This is a genomic window from Paenibacillus tabacirhizosphaerae (assembly GCF_040812395.1).
Classification (GTDB): domain Bacteria; phylum Bacillota; class Bacilli; order Paenibacillales; family NBRC-103111; genus Paenibacillus_E.
This window is the reverse complement of the sequence record NZ_JBFNXH010000023.1, coordinates 1-16,937: the sequence shown is the minus strand read 5'-3', so window position 1 is coordinate 16,937 and position 16,937 is coordinate 1. Positions and strand designations below refer to the sequence as shown.

General features: G+C 47.5%; 18 protein-coding genes, 2 rRNA genes and 1 riboswitch. Of the genes, 3 read left to right on the top strand and 17 right to left on the bottom strand.

Annotation, left to right across the window (positions count from 1 at the left end):
- Positions 1-37: 37 nt before the first annotated feature.
- The 3 genes from rsmA to ABRS97_RS25290 all read right to left on the bottom strand — a co-directional run bounded on the left by rsmA (position 38) and on the right by ABRS97_RS25290 (position 2,816).
- Positions 38-937: a 16S rRNA (adenine(1518)-N(6)/adenine(1519)-N(6))-dimethyltransferase RsmA gene (rsmA, locus tag ABRS97_RS25300; protein WP_367818591.1), complete on the bottom strand. Its 900-nt coding sequence runs from the start codon at positions 935-937 to the stop codon at positions 38-40.
- Between the two features lies 1 nt (position 938).
- Positions 939-1,493, bottom strand: coding sequence for a ribonuclease M5 (rnmV, locus tag ABRS97_RS25295; RefSeq protein ID WP_367818590.1), 555 nt, complete (start codon positions 1,491-1,493; stop codon positions 939-941).
- A gap of 183 nt (positions 1,494-1,676) precedes the next feature.
- Positions 1,677-2,816, bottom strand: a complete 1,140-nt coding sequence (locus ABRS97_RS25290) for a resuscitation-promoting factor (protein WP_367818588.1) — start codon at positions 2,814-2,816, stop codon at positions 1,677-1,679.
- Positions 2,817-3,107: 291 nt separating this feature from the next.
- Positions 3,108-3,294, bottom strand: a riboswitch (cyclic di-AMP (ydaO/yuaA leader).
- A 282-nt stretch (positions 3,295-3,576) separates the two neighbouring features.
- On the opposite strand from ABRS97_RS25290, the gene ABRS97_RS25285 reads away from it, so the two are divergent.
- A complete protein-coding gene (locus ABRS97_RS25285) occupies positions 3,577-4,320 on the top strand; it encodes an ABC transporter ATP-binding protein (protein ID WP_367818586.1) in 744 nt (247 codons plus the stop codon).
- Positions 4,317-5,549 (top strand): ABC transporter permease, encoded by a 1,233-nt coding sequence (locus tag ABRS97_RS25280; RefSeq protein WP_367818585.1) that lies wholly within the window; start codon positions 4,317-4,319, stop codon positions 5,547-5,549. Before ABRS97_RS25285 ends, ABRS97_RS25280 begins: the two co-directional genes overlap by 4 nt.
- Here the strand turns inward: ABRS97_RS25280 and ABRS97_RS25275 are convergent.
- A complete protein-coding gene (locus ABRS97_RS25275; protein WP_367818583.1) occupies positions 5,535-6,302 on the bottom strand; it encodes a TatD family hydrolase in 768 nt (255 codons plus the stop codon). The genes ABRS97_RS25280 and ABRS97_RS25275 overlap by 15 nt on opposite strands.
- A gap of 22 nt (positions 6,303-6,324) precedes the next feature.
- Positions 6,325-7,602: an HD domain-containing protein gene (locus ABRS97_RS25270; RefSeq protein ID WP_367818581.1), complete on the bottom strand. Its 1,278-nt coding sequence runs from the start codon at positions 7,600-7,602 to the stop codon at positions 6,325-6,327.
- Between the two features lie 372 nt (positions 7,603-7,974).
- Between ABRS97_RS25270 and ABRS97_RS25265 the strand changes: the two genes are divergently transcribed.
- Complete coding sequence (locus ABRS97_RS25265; protein WP_163953630.1) at positions 7,975-8,229, top strand: AbrB/MazE/SpoVT family DNA-binding domain-containing protein; 255 nt, start codon at positions 7,975-7,977, stop codon at positions 8,227-8,229.
- Between the two features lie 247 nt (positions 8,230-8,476).
- Here the strand turns inward: ABRS97_RS25265 and rsmI are convergent, their stop codons facing one another.
- The 12 genes from rsmI to ABRS97_RS25205 all read right to left on the bottom strand — a co-directional run.
- Positions 8,477-9,364: a 16S rRNA (cytidine(1402)-2'-O)-methyltransferase gene (gene rsmI, locus ABRS97_RS25260; protein ID WP_367818668.1), complete on the bottom strand. Its 888-nt coding sequence runs from the start codon at positions 9,362-9,364 to the stop codon at positions 8,477-8,479.
- Positions 9,365-9,404: 40 nt separating this feature from the next.
- Positions 9,405-10,160: a tRNA1(Val) (adenine(37)-N6)-methyltransferase gene (locus ABRS97_RS25255; RefSeq protein ID WP_367818579.1), complete on the bottom strand. Its 756-nt coding sequence runs from the start codon at positions 10,158-10,160 to the stop codon at positions 9,405-9,407.
- 81 nt (positions 10,161-10,241) lie between these two features.
- Positions 10,242-10,589 carry a DNA replication initiation control protein YabA gene (gene yabA / locus ABRS97_RS25250; protein ID WP_367818666.1) on the bottom strand — a complete coding sequence of 116 codons (348 nt, stop codon included), beginning with the start codon at positions 10,587-10,589 and terminating at the stop codon, positions 10,242-10,244.
- Between the two features lie 62 nt (positions 10,590-10,651).
- Positions 10,652-11,455: a PSP1 domain-containing protein gene (locus ABRS97_RS25245; protein WP_367818577.1), complete on the bottom strand. Its 804-nt coding sequence runs from the start codon at positions 11,453-11,455 to the stop codon at positions 10,652-10,654.
- 1 nt (position 11,456) lies between these two features.
- Complete coding sequence (holB, locus tag ABRS97_RS25240; protein WP_367818575.1) at positions 11,457-12,434, bottom strand: DNA polymerase III subunit delta'; 978 nt, start codon at positions 12,432-12,434, stop codon at positions 11,457-11,459.
- Between the two features lie 55 nt (positions 12,435-12,489).
- On the bottom strand, positions 12,490-12,936 hold the full coding sequence (locus ABRS97_RS25235; protein WP_367818573.1) for a YaaR family protein: 447 nt from the start codon (positions 12,934-12,936) through the stop codon (positions 12,490-12,492).
- Between the two features lie 39 nt (positions 12,937-12,975).
- Positions 12,976-13,305 (bottom strand): cyclic-di-AMP receptor, encoded by a 330-nt coding sequence (locus tag ABRS97_RS25230; protein WP_079417169.1) that lies wholly within the window; start codon positions 13,303-13,305, stop codon positions 12,976-12,978.
- A gap of 46 nt (positions 13,306-13,351) precedes the next feature.
- Positions 13,352-14,011 carry a dTMP kinase gene (gene tmk, locus ABRS97_RS25225; RefSeq protein WP_367818570.1) on the bottom strand — a complete coding sequence of 220 codons (660 nt, stop codon included), beginning with the start codon at positions 14,009-14,011 and terminating at the stop codon, positions 13,352-13,354.
- A gap of 41 nt (positions 14,012-14,052) precedes the next feature.
- On the bottom strand, positions 14,053-15,558 hold the full coding sequence (locus ABRS97_RS25220) for an aminotransferase class I/II-fold pyridoxal phosphate-dependent enzyme (protein ID WP_367818568.1): 1,506 nt from the start codon (positions 15,556-15,558) through the stop codon (positions 14,053-14,055).
- A 92-nt stretch (positions 15,559-15,650) separates the two neighbouring features.
- Positions 15,651-15,824, bottom strand: coding sequence for a sigma factor G inhibitor Gin (locus ABRS97_RS25215; RefSeq protein ID WP_367818664.1), 174 nt, complete (start codon positions 15,822-15,824; stop codon positions 15,651-15,653).
- A gap of 795 nt (positions 15,825-16,619) precedes the next feature.
- Positions 16,620-16,736, bottom strand: a 5S ribosomal RNA gene (gene rrf, locus ABRS97_RS25210).
- A 92-nt stretch (positions 16,737-16,828) separates the two neighbouring features.
- Positions 16,829-16,937 (bottom strand): 23S ribosomal RNA (locus tag ABRS97_RS25205); the annotation flags it as partial.

Below are 16,937 nucleotides of genomic sequence, written 5' to 3'. Positions count from 1 at the left end.
GGCATATCCTATGGCGGGACAAGGCATTTGGTGCGGGTTATTTGCAACCGTGCGCGAGAAGAGCTGCCGACAAGCGCGCATATTCTTCCATGCTAAGCGTTTCGCCACGACGCTGCGGCTCAATGCCGCTGGCAATCAGAAGCGCCTCCAGCTCAGGCTTGTTCTCTTTCGTAAAGAAACGCGCAGCCAGGTTATTGTAAATCGTTTTGCGCCGCTGAACGAAGGACGCCTGGACGACTTCGAAGAAGAAGTCCTCGTCCGCCACGTCGACCGGTGGCGCTTTACGCACACGCAGCCGGATAACGGCGGAATCGACGTTCGGCTGCGGCACAAAGACGGTGCGAGGCACAATGGTGACGAGCTCCGGCTCGCAGTGAAACTGGACGGCAATGCTGAGGCTGCCGTAATCTTTGGTGCCCGGGCGGGCCGCCATGCGGTCGGCCACCTCTTTTTGAATCATCACGACGATATTCTCCAGCGGCAGCTTCTCCTCGAGAAGCTTCATGATGATCGGTGTCGTGATGTAGTAAGGCAGGTTGGCGACGACACTGACGCCTGCCACGCCCTCGAAGTGCTGCCGGAACAACTCCGGCAGGTCCAGCTTTAATACATCCCCATGCACGACAGTCGCATGCGGGTAGGGCTCCAGCGTCTCACCCAGAATGGGCAGCAGACGCTGATCGATCTCCACGGCCAGGACGCGGCCGGCGAGTTTGGCGAGCTGCTGTGTAAGCGCCCCGATGCCTGGTCCGATTTCAAGCGCAGCCTTATCCGGCCCGAGATCGGCAGCGGATACGATTTTGTTCAATATATTTTGATCGATCAGAAAGTTCTGACCTAGGCTTTTCTTCAGCACAAGATCGTGTCTCTTCAGTATTTCCTTCGTCTTACTCGGTGTTGCGACATCGTCAGCAGACACAGTGTTAAATGTAGTCATCTTATCGTCCTCTTTTATCATTAGGTTCTAAACATTCTAAGGCCGCTTCAAACTCCTCGCGCGTGATCTGAAACATCGCGCAGCGTTTGTAGAACTGCTTGCCGTTGCAATAGCCGATCCCGAGCGCCTTACCGACCTCCAGCCTGCGAGAGGCTGCCTCGGGATGAACGATCAGCCCGGCTGACATGAGATCCTCCCATGTCAGCATGGAGACGGCTCCGTCATATTCCGTCCGCAGGCTCTCCAGAGCCTGTCGAACCGTCTCAGGCGAAGCATTTTCAACGCCAATATCCCCTTTATACGCAGCCTGCTCCTGCGTGATGAACGCGTGCTTGCAGCCGGGTACCTTCGCCGCCACAATCTTGCGAATCCGCTCGCCTGCATGATCCGGATCCGTAAATATAATAACGCCTCTGCGCTCCTGCGCGAGCGCGATCCGCTTCAATACTGCAGGACCAATCGCAGAGCCGCCTGTTTCAATCGTATCCGCTTCGACAGCACGGCGTATCGCTGCCGTGTCGTCCTTGCCTTCAACAACAATAACTTCTTTAATCATAGAGAGGTGAAATCCTTTCCCTGTAACAATTACGTGTAAACAACGTTATAGCCCGTGCGGATGTTCTACGACTGTACAACTCTGCTTATCTCAACGCAGAAAAAGAAGAGGGGTTTCCTCTTCTTTCGCTTAGGCCCGTGCCTTATAGACTTCATTCTACCCGCACTGACAGCCATTTACTCGTTAGTTCTCTGATGGTTTCTTCGGTCCAACCACATAGACCGTGTACCCTTGCTTCGTACCAAATTTATTGGCGTAGCTTTGATCTTCGTAATAAACATCAATGGTTTGGCCCTTCACAGCACTGCCCGTATCCTCTGCGCGCCGGAAGCCCACTCCTTCAATGTAAACCCACCATCCCAAAGGAATGACCTTCGGATCGACGGCAATGGTTCTGCCTTCCGTTACGGTAGTCCCTGTAAAGGTCTTACCGAAACCGGGAGCCCCTTCGGATTTACCTGTTGATTCCGCTCCCGCCGAATAAGCGGTAAGCTTCACATTTTTCAGGATTTGTTTATACCCGAACTTCACGCCGTTCTTGGAGATTTCATCCACGCTTGGTGAAGAAGCCGACAAGACGACAACAGGGTTTTTCGTGCCGACGGCAACGATTTTACTTACACTCTCCGTTTGAACCTGTTCATCCACAACTGCTTCCGCGACTAACACACCGTCTTCGAAAGTCTTTTCCTTCTTCTTCAGCAGCACGCCCTCTTTACCTTCTTGGACGGTTTGCTCTTTACCTTTGAGCAACGATGCGTCGGATTTCTTTTCCGTATCGAACGCAATCGTCTCGGTCACTTCCTCCGTCTCTTTCTTCACACGGACGATTTTGATTTCATCGCCAGCTGAAAGAGCGGCCGTCGGTTCGGGAGATAAACGATCATGCTCCCCAAGTGCAATATGTAAACCTTGCAATGCACTTTCTACCGTTCTTGCAGTTGTGTAAACAGTGGTGGTCTTTCCATCAGCAGTCAGTTGAATCGGTGAGGCATGATCGATAACAATTTTCTCGCCGCCTTTGATTGTGGTCGAAAGCGCTACAGAAACTTCATCGTGCTCACCAATTTTAATGGCTTGTTCATCCAGTAGGCGTTGCAGGACCCATTGCTTCGTATGCACAACGGTTTCTTGTCCATTCACAACCACGGATACGCTCTTGGTAGCCGTACCGTACAACAACACCAAAAACATGAAAGTCATTGCGATTGAAATCAGAGCTAAGCTTAAAATCAAACGCAAGTTTTCATGCTTCCATCGCAATGCGAAGGACATGCTGGATGATCGTTTTACATGGGTCTCCATAATTGAGATACTGCCCACTTCTTCGGTCCTCCTTCAAAGCCCCGCCGTCGAGAGTTACGCATGATTAAATTTGACGCGACTAAGGTTTTTTAGTAACTTAAATGATCCCCTCCAGCTTATAAAAGCGGAGTTTGCCCAACAGCAGATCGGCGTTAGCCCGATGCTCCTGTGGTAGTCCCACCCCCTTTGCCTATCAATCATCCTATGAGCTCCTGGCTGTAAATATCCTCAGAAATATGAAAAAGCCAGCAGGAAGAGAACTCTTCCCGTGGCTTAGTTTGCATGTGAAATACAAATAGCACGACAATCGTTACCCCTCTTGGACGCTTACGAGGTTAGCTGACGGATTCGGACGTGAGAGTCGCCCTACCCAGTGTTTGCGAAGCAAGCACTAGGATTCACCCCTGATACTCAATCTGTCAGCCCCGGAATGTTCGTTTCCGATGACTTACAGCGGTTCCCCCGTTTCCATAATGGAACTCAGCGAATGGAAAAATGGCAAATTGGTTATTAAGTTATTATGAAAAGTATATTACGCTGTAAATCTTCTGCTGTAAAGGGATCGAGTGTTGATAAAAAGGACGAAATTCAGTAATATTAGGCATTTTTCATAATAAATGTAGGTCATTAGTACGTTTTTCTCATTATAACACATGATTACGTTAAATTTCATTATTTAATGGCCTAAATTATGCTTAGATTGTGAATTTGTTTATAATAAGATTGGTTGAATTTAACTTAAAAATACCAATAATTTGCTAAATAGGCAGGCGATGAGATGGAACCTATCTTACATGTTAACGCTCTCTACGGGGGTTATTTACCAGGAAAACCTGTTCTTCATGATCTGTCATTTTCTATTCGTCAAGGAGAAATGATGGGACTGATCGGACTCAATGGAGCAGGTAAAAGCACAACGATCAAAAACATTCTCGGTTTGCTTCAACCGCAAAAAGGAGTCGTCCGTGTAAACGGTCTCACATTAGCAGAAGATCCTCTCTCCTATAGGGCCGCTTATGCATACGTTCCGGAAAGCCCTGAGTTGTATGAGGAGCTTACCATCAAAGAACATCTAGAGCTTACAGCTATGGCTTACGGCCTGTCGAAAGATGAATATACGGCTCGTTCCCAGTCACTTCTGGAGCAGTTTCAAATGAAAGACAAGCTGAACAGCTTCGCGAGCCATCTCTCCAAGGGAATGAAGCAAAAGGTCATGATTATGAACGCTTTTTTAATCGAACCTTCTTTATATATTATCGATGAGCCATTCCTCGGATTAGACCCTCTGGCCATTCGATCCTTGTTGGAATTGATGGTTAAAATGAAGCGAAAGGGCGCAAGCTTTCTCATATCGTCACACATTTTGTCAACCATCGAGAAATATTGCGACAACTATGTCGTTCTACACCGCGGCCGCATGGTCGCTCAAGGGGATTTGGGCGAATTACGCCAGCAGACAGATCTCCACAATGCGTCATTAGACGACATTTTTTATCAACTTGTGCAGGGTGATTCTCTATGACATCCATGCAAGTGAATACCCAAAACTTATGGCGGCAGCGATTTGAGCGTTATATGAAGGAAACCATGGGATATTGGCAGTATGCAGCCCGCAGCAATTTTCTCGGCTTTATGCTGTTTCTTGTCATTATTTCTTCCTATTATTATGCGAAAATATTGCAGCAGCTTCCGACAGATTATCCATATATCTGGATTGCTCTTTTACTGCTGGTTCCCCCGCTTGCGTCCGGTTCCGTTCGCACGCTTTTGCGACATGCTGACCGTATGTTCCTTCTCCGCATCGAGCACCGGATGGGCTTGTACTTCCGCAGCGCTTTCATGTACAGCCTGGCTATGCAAGCTTTCTGGACGTTGCTTGCGTGGGTCGTGCTATGGCCTCTTTATCACCATTGTGTGGGCAGGCAGGCACAGCCAGTATTTTTGATGCTCGGATATCTGCTGATCGTGAAAATCGCGAACTTATTAGGGAGCTGGCAGGAAGGCCGCTTCACTAATCATCGCATGAGGGCTGTTTCTGCCGGATATCGCTGGCTATCAACGATCGCCGTTATTTACCTGCAATATGCACACAATTTGTTATGGGCCAGCGGCATCACGTTAGTACTCATTCTGATCTGGTTGGCCGCAGCCCGATTCACGGCTAAATATGTCATCGGCTGGGATTACCTCATTGCGAAGGAAAAGCAGCAACAGGCACGATTGTACGCATTCTTCAATTGGTTCACAGACGTGCCCCAGTTAGGAACACGAATAACCCGCCGAAGCTGGATCAGCGGGATTACGCAATGGATTCCTTTTAAGCAGGACGCCACTTATCTGTATGTATATTCAAAAACCTTATTGCGTACTGAGATATTTTCTATCGTTTTGCGCATTACAACAATAGGTGTTGTCGCCATCCTTGTTTCCAGCAGCGATGTAGCAAAAGGCGTTATCTTCTTTGTGGTTATTTTAATCTCACTTGTCCAGCTTACATCTTTGGAGCGCGCCCATCGCTATACGTTCTGGCTAGAGATGTACCCGCTTAATCGGAGTATGAAGGCGGGCTCTATCGCCTTTATAATCTGGGGTGTGTTACTCGGACAAACATGTGTATTAACGATACCTTTGTTAATTAGGGCGCCACTGCTGTATGCGCTTGTACCGCTGGCAAGCATCGCATTAATTTCGTTGCTGTGCGGGGTCGTGCTTCGCCGTAAATTCCGCGCCGCCGCGCTAAAGGAGACCTAATAAGCGAATCGCATTATTCGTAGTAATCTCCGCAATTTCCTCGACGGTCGTCCCACGAATTTCCGCGGCTGTTTCGGCGACGAGCCGAACATATGACGTTTCATTGCGCTTGCCGCGGAATGGATGTGGAGTCAAATAAGGAGCATCAGTCTCAATCAACAAGCGATCTAGTGGCACCTGAGCCAGCACTTCTTTAGGCTGCTTGGCATTTTTGAAGGTGACAGGCCCCCCGAATGAAATATGGAAGTTCATGTCCAGGCACATTTTCGCGGTCTCCCAACTACCCGAGAAGCAATGCATAATGCCGCCAACCTCGGCCGCTTTCTCCTCTTTCAACACTTGAAGAATATCCTGATGCGCATCCCGGTTATGGATAACAATAGGCATACCCAGCTTACGCGCCAGTCGAATTTGCTCGCGAAACACACGGTTTTGCACATCCTTCGGAGAGGTGTCCCAATAGTAATCAAGCCCGATTTCCCCGATGGCTACAACTTTCTTATGTTTACAAAGCTCCTCAATCCATTCCAGATCCCCCGGCTGCATATCCTTGGCATCTACCGGGTGCCATCCCACGGTTGAATATATAAAATCATATTGCTCAGCAAGCGCAATCGAGCTTGGAATGGTCTCGCGATTAAAGCCTACATTCACGATACGCGTCACCCCGGCGTCCAGCGCCCTTTGGATGACCTCTTCCCGGTCTTCATCGAATTGTTCTGCGTTTAAATGTGTGTGTGAATCGGTTAGCATGATGTTCTCCTTTTTCTCTTCGTTATTCTTGTTCCCCTAATAGCGCCCAGAGATCAGCATGCTCTGTTGCATGGAGTCGCTCCAGCAGCTCCTCAGGATAGTATAGGTGGTGTTTCCCCATCTGAAATCCGCTAATCGACTGGACAATTTCGGATTTATGCGTAATCTCCGTTAGATTCTCCTTATGGTCCAGCAGCAAAATCGGCAGATTGTCGTCATTTTCTCCAGCTCGGTATACGTCATAGGATTGATCCGATGGGAAATCGATCTCCATATAATAAGTCGGATCGAAGCCAACCTCTTCCATCGCTTGCTGAAGACGCTGAAGAATACGCTGATTAGAGTCCTCGAAGGTGCTGTACTTATATAGATTCCGATTCAAGAAACGCTTGCACATATCTGCTAGAATCGCATCCTTCTCTGCACTCCAGAACGTCAACATGGATTGCATAACGGATTCATCCAGCAGCAAATAATCATCCAGCGATATTTTATTTTGAATGAGATGCATAATAGGCGCAACCATATAGCCAAATGTATAGTTTTCCTCATATAAATGTTTAGCCCGCTGAAAAATTTTATGCAACAAAATTTCTGCACTTCGAGTAACCGGATGAAAGTAGACCTGCCAGTACATTTGATATCTGGACATCAAATAATCTTCAACCGCATGCATCCCGCTCTCCTTCACAACGATATGTCCTTTGTAGGGACGAATGACGCGAAGAATCCGCTCCAGATCGAACGTTCCGTAGTTAACGCCAGTGAAATAAGCATCTCGCAGCAGATAATCCATCCGATCGGCATCCAATTGACTGGAGACGAGACTCACCACAATTTCTTCGCTATATGATTTACAAATAACACCGGCTACTTTTTTTGGAAAATCCGGGGAAACCCGGCGCAACACTTCGTTCACTTCTGTATCGCCAAGTACAATGCGGCATGACCAGTCCTCGTGCCTAGTACCAAAAGCCTTTTCAATTGAATGTGAAAAAGGGCCGTGCCCCAAATCGTGGAGCAGCGCAGCACAAAGGCAAAGCAGCCGCTCATCCTTCGGCCAATCCTCATAGAGATTGCGTTCGAATTGGGAAATGATTTTGCGAGTAACCTCATAAACACCGAGCGAATGTGAAAACCTGCTGTGTTCCGCGCCATGAAAAGTTAAAAAGGAAGTGCCAAGCTGGCGAATACGGCGCAGACGCTGGAACTCTCGCGTATTAATCAAATCCCAAATCGTTGCATCCTGCACATAAATGTATTTATGAACCGGATCTTTAAAAACTTTTTCTTCTTTCATTCTTTCACTACCTTTCTTTATCAAATCCGACATATATTCGACAATATAACTTATGTATTCGACATTATTTGTCGATTTGTGTCGAATACAAATTCCATTTTTCAACCGTTTCCTATGCTGGCAATACACTTGAACGTTACGGATTTTCCTACTTTCGGCCTGTAAGATAAGACTTACAAAACCTTATTTTAAAAGGGGTTATAGCTTTTTACGACGAATTGTACGATTCATTTTTTTTTGCGTAAATGGGTATAAATTCACAAAAATTTGGTTGACTATTTTGGGAATGGTTGGTATCATAAAGCAATACGAGATTGTCGAAAGATGACGATATTGATAAAATTTTTATAAAATCGGAAGGAGACTTTATATATGATGAAATCCACAGGGATTGTTAGAAAAGTTGACGAATTAGGACGCGTAGTTATTCCAATCGAACTCCGCCGCACGCTGGGTATTGGCGAGAAGGACGCTTTGGAAATTTATGTAGATGGTGAACGCATCATGCTGAAAAAATATGAGCCTGCATGTATCTTCTGCGGCAATGCCGAGAACGTTACTTATTTTAAGGGAAAAATTGTTTGTCATATTTGTTTATCAGAAATGCCAACACCTGTGACAAAATAAGAAAAATAGTATATAATAGAAGTAGCACTAATCCATTTGGTAATTCTAACCTTTTTCATATCTCCTCTAATCTCTAATTTGTTGGCTTCGGCCACGGATTAGAGATCTTTTTTTGTCCCGCTTTTGAGAGACAGCCTGGACATAGAAAGATCAAGGGCCGTTGCAGTCCCAAGAAGAGAAGCAAACAGAAATCAACAGCCCTCTCTAGATATGATAGTTTTTTAGCAGCCGTGGTTTGATCACCCCTCTAGCGCTCTAACAACGCGTTATATACATCGCGCTTCGACAACCCGCGATCAGCCGCGACCAATTTCATCGCTTCTTTCCGCTCACTGCCGCGCTGCTCGTAGTGCTCGACATGCTCGCCTAACGTGAGCAGCTCCCACCAACCGGCTGCCGCTTCCTGTGCGGCCGCCGCCGATACGCCTTCGGCGATGATGCAGTACTCGCCCTGCGGCGGGTACTGCTCTAAGTGCGCGAGGCACTCCGCAATCGTGCCACGGGCAAACTCCTCGTACCGCTTCGTCAGCTCGCGGGCGAGACACACCCTGCGCTCCGCCCCCCACACTTCCGCCATGCGGGTAAGTGTTTTCTCCACGCGGTGCGGCGATTCATAGAACAGCAGCGTGCCCTGCGACAACTGCAGCTCTTCGAGAACCTTCGTCTGATCCTTTTTCTCCCTGGGGAGAAAACCGACGAAGGTAAACCGCTCTGTCGGCAAGCCTGATGCAATCAGCGCCGACAGGGCCGCATTCGCGCCGGGGATGGGCACCACCGGCACGTCCTGCTCCACGGCTATCCTCACCAGGTCATAACCTGGATCGGAGATGGCCGGCAGTCCCGCATCGCTGACTAGCGCGATGCTCTGCCCTTCAAGCAGCAAGCGGACGAGCTCCGGTCCGCTTGCTTGCTTGTTGTGTTCATGATAGCTGACGAGTCGCGTAGCGACCTCGAAGTGCGTCAGCAGCTTGCGCGTTTGCCGCGTGTCCTCCGCGGCAATCAGACTCACCTCTTTCAACGTGCGAATTGCGCGGAATGTCATATCTTCGAGATTGCCGATCGGTGTCGCGACGAGATAGAGCGTGCCAACACCATTTTCGCCCTCTCGATAACTCTTTTGCACATTCAAACTCAGCGTAACTACCCTCTTTACTTTAGTTTACTCACTATGAACACTACTGCAGCGATGTCCTGCCTCCGTAGTAAATCTCTTTCAATTCCTGGCAATACTCCTGATTCTCGTCATAAACAATTAAAGGCGCCAGCGTTCGCACTTCCGGTTTTCCATCTTTCAGTCCTTCTATTAGAACCATCATGGCTTCTTCCCCGGCGCGCGCATGCACATAGCGAATCCGCTTTGGTTCAAGCCGATATTGCCTCATCAGGCAAACAATATCAATGAGACGCGTAGCGCGATGGACCATGGCCACCTTGCCTCCTGCCTTTACCAGCTTAGCGCTTGCAGCAATAACATCCTCCAGTGTGCAATGAATTTCATGCCGCGCTGCAGCAATGTGTTCATTGACATTCTGTTCTCCATTCGGCACAGGTAAATAGGGAGGATTCACGGTAACGATATCAAACTGGCCATGTCCCAAGGTCTGAACAATCGTTCGCAGATCGCCTTGGACCATATGCAGCCGCTCTTCCAAACCATTGAGCAACATGTTGCGAACCGCCATGTCCGCCAATCTTTCTTGGATCTCAACCCCCCATATTTCCGTACGTGTACGTGTGGTTAACAGTAAAGGGACAACGCCATTGCCCGTGCATAAATCAATCATACGTCCTTTTGGCGTCACACTGCAAAAACGCGCAAGCAAAATAGCATCTAACGAAAAGCTAAACACCTGGTCGCTTTGTATAATTTTCAAATCATGAGTCAATAAATCATCGATTCGTTCCGTTGGCAGTAAAGGTACTTGCTTCATAACGTTCTATTTCATTTCCTTTCTCGAACTTCCCTATGATGGAAAAAAACCGTAAGGCATACACCCCTACGGTCAACGCACTTATTTATTTAAAAAGGATAAGCAAAACAAACAATCTCCTTCAGTTCGAAGGTGTCCGTAGTACACGTTGCAGATATGAAAACCTTCATTATATAACCGGGTTAAGTTATCATAACCGGCACCTGCGCCAATCGCGGGAGGCGGCTCTATCTCCATTCCTTCCGGTGGCGGGGCTGCCGTCTCCTCTTGCCGTATCAGTTTTCGAAGCTGCCCGTTTTCAATGCTTAGTCGCTTGTTCTCTTCGATGAGTGTAATAATTCTCTTCTTAAGCGCACCGAGCTCTTCATACGTGGCGCCCATTCGTTCTTCGATGCCATCGATCTGTCCGAAAATATCCTGTTTATCCACCTTTTCACCTCTAGTGCCATCCATGCTTACTCCACACCGCTTGTTCTACGGGGTTTTAGCCTCTACTCTTGCTCTACTACATCATCGAAAGGTAAATCCAATGCTTTCCCAAGGTCAAACAACTGAACCTTCGCAGTACGTTCATTTATATTTAAAGCTAATACCTTACCGTTACCAAAGGATGTAATAACATGTCTGCCTACGGTTGGCAGCGAATCTTTGGCACTTTCATAGTTATCATGTTCATATTTGAGACAACACATTAAACGGCCGCACAGACCCGAAATTTTCGTCGGATTGAGCGACAAATTCTGATCCTTCGCCATCTTAATCGATACCGGTTCGAAATCGCCCAAAAAGGAAGAGCAGCAAAGAATTCGCCCGCAAGGACCAATACCGCCAAGCATCTTGGCTTCGTCACGAACACCAATTTGGCGCAGTTCAATACGAGTGCGGAAAATACTTGCCAAATCCTTTACGAGTTCACGGAAATCGACGCGGCCTTCTGCCGTAAAATAGAAAATAATTTTATTACGGTCAAACGTATACTCTACGTCTACGAGCTTCATCTTAAGATTGTGGTCTTTGATCTTTTCTTGACATGTTTGAAAAGCATCCTTAGCCGCTTTTTTGTTCTCTTCCACCAAATCAGCGTCCGAAGGGTCTGCCAAACGGATCACTTTTTTGAGCGGGAGAACCACATCATTCTCCCTGACGCTTTTCTTACCGACGACGACCTTGCCGTACTCTACGCCGCGTGCAGTTTCCACGATAACGGCGCTTTCTTTCTCTATAGGCAAATCAATCGGGTCGAAATAATATATTTTACCCGCTTTCTTAAAGCGGACGCCAACTACCGAATACATGCTACACCCCCTGCATCTCCACGAGCATTTTCTCGATAACCAGCTGTGAATTGGCGTTAAAACGTAGACGTTTTTGCAAATCTACGGCTTGTTCCATCATACGCACCCAATCGGAGACGTCCCGGCTGAATGCAAGAGAACCCATCCAATCCAGCTGGTCGTTATAAACAAGCTTGTCCCTACGTTCCAGGCGCAGCTGCACCATATCTTTAAACCAGAGAATCATCAGATCGAACAGACTCGACATGTGATCCGCCAGCTCTGTCTTTACAATCTTTTGCTGCACGGTAATCATAGAAGAAGGGAAACGCGTAAGCGTCTCCTTCGCTAATTGTAACACTACGCTTCTCATTTCTGCAAACCAATTCGCTGCAATCAGCTCTCTAGCCGCTTGCAAGCCGGCTGTCAGATGAGCCGCAGGCTGAACAAGCGCAGCTGGATGCCCTTCGCGCAGCAAAGCAAGCACCATTTCATCGCGAGCCATCGGCGTGAAACTAAGCCACTGCGCACGCGATTGAATCGTCGGCAGCAGCGCATTACCGTTCTCAGTAATAAGAATCGCCACCACACGCGAAGTCGGCTCTTCCAGAAATTTCAGCAAACTATTGGCCGCTTGCACAGTCATCTTCTCAGCATGGTGCAGCACATAGATCTTCGTGCCCGAGGCAGTAGCCCGGTAAGCGAATTCTTTTTGCAGTTCACGAATTTGCTCTATCTTAATCGAAGCGCCATCCGGCTCTATGACATGCAGGTCCGGATGATTACGATGCTCAACTTTGCGGCACTCGAGACATTCGCCGCACGAATCATCAATCGAATGCTTGCAATATATCGCTTTTGCAAGCGCCAGCGCCATTTCCGAACGTCCTGTCCCAACAGGCCCGCTGAAAATATAAGCATGCGACAGCTTGTCCTGCCTCAGCCCATTCTGCAAAAGTCTTTTGGCTGCAGCCTGTCCAGGAATTGCTTGAAAGGACATAGGTTGTTCGCTCCATTTCTTAACTACACGACATCACGCGTCCTGAGCTGTTCGTCTAAAATAACATGTTAATCAACATACCTCGAATTTCGCCGATTCTTTGCAAAATATCGATTCGCCCCTCCTCGGACTCCAGCAATTCATCCGCCAAAGCCAAGAGCTCTTGATCGATTTCTTCCAACAGCTTATATCGTTTCGAACGGCCGCGACGATCCCAGCCTTTCGTATCTCTTAAATGAACACCGCGACGCGCAGTCTCCTCCAGAAACTGCTTTACTAACAGTTTATACTGCCTTAGCTCGCGCACCGTCATCGACCTTGCCAGACGATCACCCTGCAGCGCAATCTGCTGCATCATTTTCGTCAGCTGCTCCTGCGTAAATTTCTCATCCTGCTGCTGCATAATGTCCGAGAAATTCCGGGGCGCCATCTGTGGCGTTGGAACGTTATCGCTTACTTTGACGTTTTTACCGATGGGCTGCCACCCCGGATTAATTTTCAAAACAAATCACCCTTATATGCAACAGATTGGACTTAATCATTAATAATGCTCAAAACGCTCTACCGGCAGCACGAATACTGCAGCGCCACCGACTTGAACTTCAACAGGAAAAGGAATGTAGGAATCCGTCGTTCCTCCCATTGGCGAAACCGGTGTGACAAGCTGCTCCCTGATTTTACAATTGGCACGTATGACTTGCATGACCTCTTGTACCCTCTCGTCTTCCGTGCCGATCATGAAAGTCGTATTCCCAGCTCGCAAAAAGCCGCCTGTACTTGCCAGCTTCGTCGCCCGAAAACCTTCTTTGATTAATGCGTTGGAGAGACGGTTGCTATCCTTGTCTTGAACAACGGCAACGACTAATTTCATGGGTGATTCCTCCTCTTCATTATAAACTATTAATAAGAATACTGCTTCAGCCGGAAAGATGTTCCTCCAGCAACCGATTACAATCCGTTAAAATATCTCCAGCAATCTGATCCTCGCTGCGGTTTGCGTCAATGACGCGCACACGATCCGGATGTTCGGCTGCAATTTGATGGAAACCAGCCCGAACCCGACTGTGATATTCCCTATTCTTTTGCTCAATACGGTCCAATTGATCCGCAGCTGCGTTCGTGCTGGAAGCCCTTTGATGAAGGCGAGCCAAGCTTACTTCTACCGGCACATCTAAAATATACGTTCGCGTAGCTTGAAGTCCTGAACTGGCGAATCGATTGATGGCTCTCACCGTTTCCACATCTGCGCCCAAGCCATAAGCTTGATAGGCAATACTGGCGTCAATGAATCGGTCGCACAACACAATCCGGTTCGCCTTCAGCGCCGGCAAAATGAGTTCATGAACATGCTGCGCTCTGGAAGCTGCATACAGTAAAACCTCTGCCTGGTCGACCATCTCTTGATGAACAGGGTCTAGTATAATGCTGCGAATCTTGTCGCTGATCGTGGTCCCGCCAGGCTCCCTCGTAACTACAACATCATGTCCATTTTGCCTAAATGCCTCAGCCAATCTACGCAATTGCGTTGTTTTCCCGGCGCCGTCCGGCCCTTCAAACGTAATAAATATTCCGTTCACACTATCCTCCTGAATCCTGCAATACCAGATGCTGTAATATTTTATGTGTATATGTTTAACTGTTGTGTCTGTCCAAAAGCGGTACCTTGAAACCTTATTCCATTCACCGCTAGCTGCTGCAATGCGAAGGCGATAGACGCCGAAATTATTTCTCCCGGGTACAAATACGGTATTCCCGGCGGATAAGGAATGACCATGTCGGCTGATCGCTTACCAACCGCTTCTTGGAGCGATACCATGCTGACGATAGATTCTTTAGACCCTGTTTTCCTAAAATCGCGCAAATCAAAAATGACTGGCGATGAAACTTGTGTATCGAGGGGTAATATACTTATATTCGAGATAGGCGCTTGAAGTTCCTTCTTTTGCAACTGCCCCTCCAAACAAATGTTACATAAAGCTTCGTACACACGAAGTGCGTCTTCCTTACTGGAGCTCGGGGTGAATACGAGCAGCACATAGCGGGCATCAGCCATCTCTACGAAACAACCCTGAGCCTCAAGACGATCCCGAAGTTCTGAGCCGGATAAAGTGCCTGTTTTATCATAAATACTCACCTTGAACGGGTCAGCAGTCGTGTAACCTTTACCCTGTGCCTTGGGGTATTCCTTCATATAATAGCCTATGATTTGAAGCTCGTTAAGCCACGCTCTGAACTGTTCAACGACCACCAGCCCTTGCTCCATCCAAGCCCTTCCTTCTGTGTGCATCTTCTTTCTAGCGAGATCTAATGTTGCTAATATCGGATAAGAGGGAGAGGAACTCTGCAGCATTGCTAACCGCTGCTTGATCGACATTCTATCGATCCGGGGCCCCTGCACATGCAGCATAGCTCCCATCGTCATCGCGGTAAGCATTTTATGCGTTGATTGCACAACAGCATCAGCACCGCTCGATAACGCAGAAGCCGGCACCTGCTCATGAAAGCCGAAATGAGCGCCATGCGCCTCGTCTACAAGCAGCATTTTCCCATGCTCATGCATGAGCTGAGCGAAAGGTTCGAGATCAACGCCCATTCCGTAATAGTTGGGATTCGTCAGCAAAAGCGCCTTCGCCTCTGGATACCGATTCAGCGCTTGCTTCACATCCTCAATACGCAGACCTACCGCAATACCTGTTTCTGTATCCCACGCCGGCGATATAAATACAGCCCGAGCCCCTGCCAGCATTAACCCATGGATAACCGATTTATGTACATTTCTCTGTACCAGTATCAAGTCGTTCTGTTCACATACAGCCGTAATCATTGCTAAATTACCTACCGTGCTGCCTCCGACCAGAAAGTACGTTTCTTCCGCTCCAAAACAATCTGCAGCGAGCTTCTCCGCTTCCAAGATGACCCCCTCTGCATGATGCAGATCATCCAGCCCTGAAATCTCGGTGTAATCTATCGACATGACGGCGTGCAAGAATCGTCTGCTCTCATCATCGATACCCTGTCCGGATTTATGACCAGGCACATGAAAACTGGAAGACTTTTTATGATAATGTGCAACCATAGCCTCAAACAATGGTGCTCTTGATTTGTTATTTTTATGCCAATCCATAGGATTCTACTCCTTCAACGCACTTTTATAACCCTATAGTAGAGGATCGACGCCAAAAAAACAAAGAAAAGCTTCATTATAGAAGCTTTCCTTTAATTCATGTATGATTTCATACCGCCCATATAAATTGCTTTCTTCATCTGACTGACGAAAAAAGGATACTTTTGATCCTTCACATCCGTTCTCACCATTTCGCTGCTGCACTCATCGCAAATAAAGGCAGTTATGATATGAATTCCTCCGCTCCGCTGCTGCTCACATATCATACATAATCCAATTCGATTCTCCTCCACAGGATCACCTCGACTCTTTTATTCCTAGTATAACCGATGCGCCTTCCTCCTAAACTAGCTAAACGCTCATATTTTGGTATGCATCTGCCGATATAGACTTATATTTAAGTTGAATACCTTGCGGAGGTTATCATGAAGCAACAAGATCCAGCTCTCTCCAAAAACTCCACAATCTATAGCTATACTCTTATGAAGCGATCTCATCATAGTATGTACAAAATTATCGTTTACATCATACTGCTGATCGCAATTCTCTTCTATCAATTTAACCCCATGAACTGGCTCCCACTTTTAATCAGCTATCCTCTTCTTCTCATCGCACATGCTTTACTAGTGCGGATATATTTTCAATTTACAACTGGCGGCACGATGAAAGGTTGGTCCTTCAAGTGGGGTGTTTTCTGGAGCGGCTTTCTCCCGGATGGCCACGCCTCCATACGACTTATAAGTAAAGTTCAATTTCACTTGTTCTGGATAGGTTTTGCTTGCATCGCACTTCTCTATCCCTGGATCCCTAAGGCCTGGTTCATTCATTTAATCATCTTTCACTTGTGGATATTACTGCCGCGAATATGGCTGCTCTTCCGATTTCGTTCCCATCGTAAAAATGGATTAATCAAAATAACAAGCCAGGATACATCCTGTTATATCCAGTAAAACACGATAAATTCCATCACTCTCCAACGCAGGCATTATGCCATGTATGGAGATTTTTTTATGCAACAAAAAAGCCTTCCTGAGATTGCTCTCAAAAAGGCTTTTCATAGTGCTTGGCAACGTTCTACTCTCCCAGAACCCTGCGGTTCAAGTACCATCGACGCTGGAGGGCTTAACGGTCGTGTTCGAGATGGGAACGCGTGGGTCCCCTCCGCCATCATCACCAAACGGGATGCTTCCGCCAAGAAACATCAGAATTACAATTCAGGCTGGCTTGCCCCCTGAAAACTAGATACGAAACTTGCGTAAAGTGGATTGTTTTGGTTAAGCCCTCGACCGATTAGTATTCGTCAGCTGCATGCATTGCTGCACTTCCACCTCGAACCTATCAACCTCGTCGTCTACAAGGGGTCTTACATACTGGGAAAT

Coding starts and splice junctions, on each gene's coding strand:
- rsmA (WP_367818591.1), bottom strand. CDS start 937: ATGACTACATTTAACACTGTGTCTGCTGACGATGTCGCAACACCGAGT.
- rnmV (WP_367818590.1), bottom strand. CDS start 1,493: ATGATTAAAGAAGTTATTGTTGTTGAAGGCAAGGACGACACGGCAGCG.
- ABRS97_RS25285 (WP_367818586.1), top strand. CDS start 3,577: ATGGAACCTATCTTACATGTTAACGCTCTCTACGGGGGTTATTTACCA.
- ABRS97_RS25280 (WP_367818585.1), top strand. CDS start 4,317: ATGACATCCATGCAAGTGAATACCCAAAACTTATGGCGGCAGCGATTT.
- ABRS97_RS25275 (WP_367818583.1), bottom strand. CDS start 6,302: ATGCTAACCGATTCACACACACATTTAAACGCAGAACAATTCGATGAA.
- ABRS97_RS25270 (WP_367818581.1), bottom strand. CDS start 7,602: ATGAAAGAAGAAAAAGTTTTTAAAGATCCGGTTCATAAATACATTTAT.
- ABRS97_RS25265 (WP_163953630.1), top strand. CDS start 7,975: ATGATGAAATCCACAGGGATTGTTAGAAAAGTTGACGAATTAGGACGC.
- ABRS97_RS25255 (WP_367818579.1), bottom strand. CDS start 10,160: ATGAAGCAAGTACCTTTACTGCCAACGGAACGAATCGATGATTTATTG.
- ABRS97_RS25245 (WP_367818577.1), bottom strand. CDS start 11,455: ATGTATTCGGTAGTTGGCGTCCGCTTTAAGAAAGCGGGTAAAATATAT.
- holB (WP_367818575.1), bottom strand. CDS start 12,434: ATGTCCTTTCAAGCAATTCCTGGACAGGCTGCAGCCAAAAGACTTTTG.
- ABRS97_RS25230 (WP_079417169.1), bottom strand. CDS start 13,305: ATGAAATTAGTCGTTGCCGTTGTTCAAGACAAGGATAGCAACCGTCTC.
- ABRS97_RS25220 (WP_367818568.1), bottom strand. CDS start 15,558: ATGGATTGGCATAAAAATAACAAATCAAGAGCACCATTGTTTGAGGCT.
- ABRS97_RS25215 (WP_367818664.1), bottom strand. CDS start 15,824: ATGATATGTGAGCAGCAGCGGAGCGGAGGAATTCATATCATAACTGCC.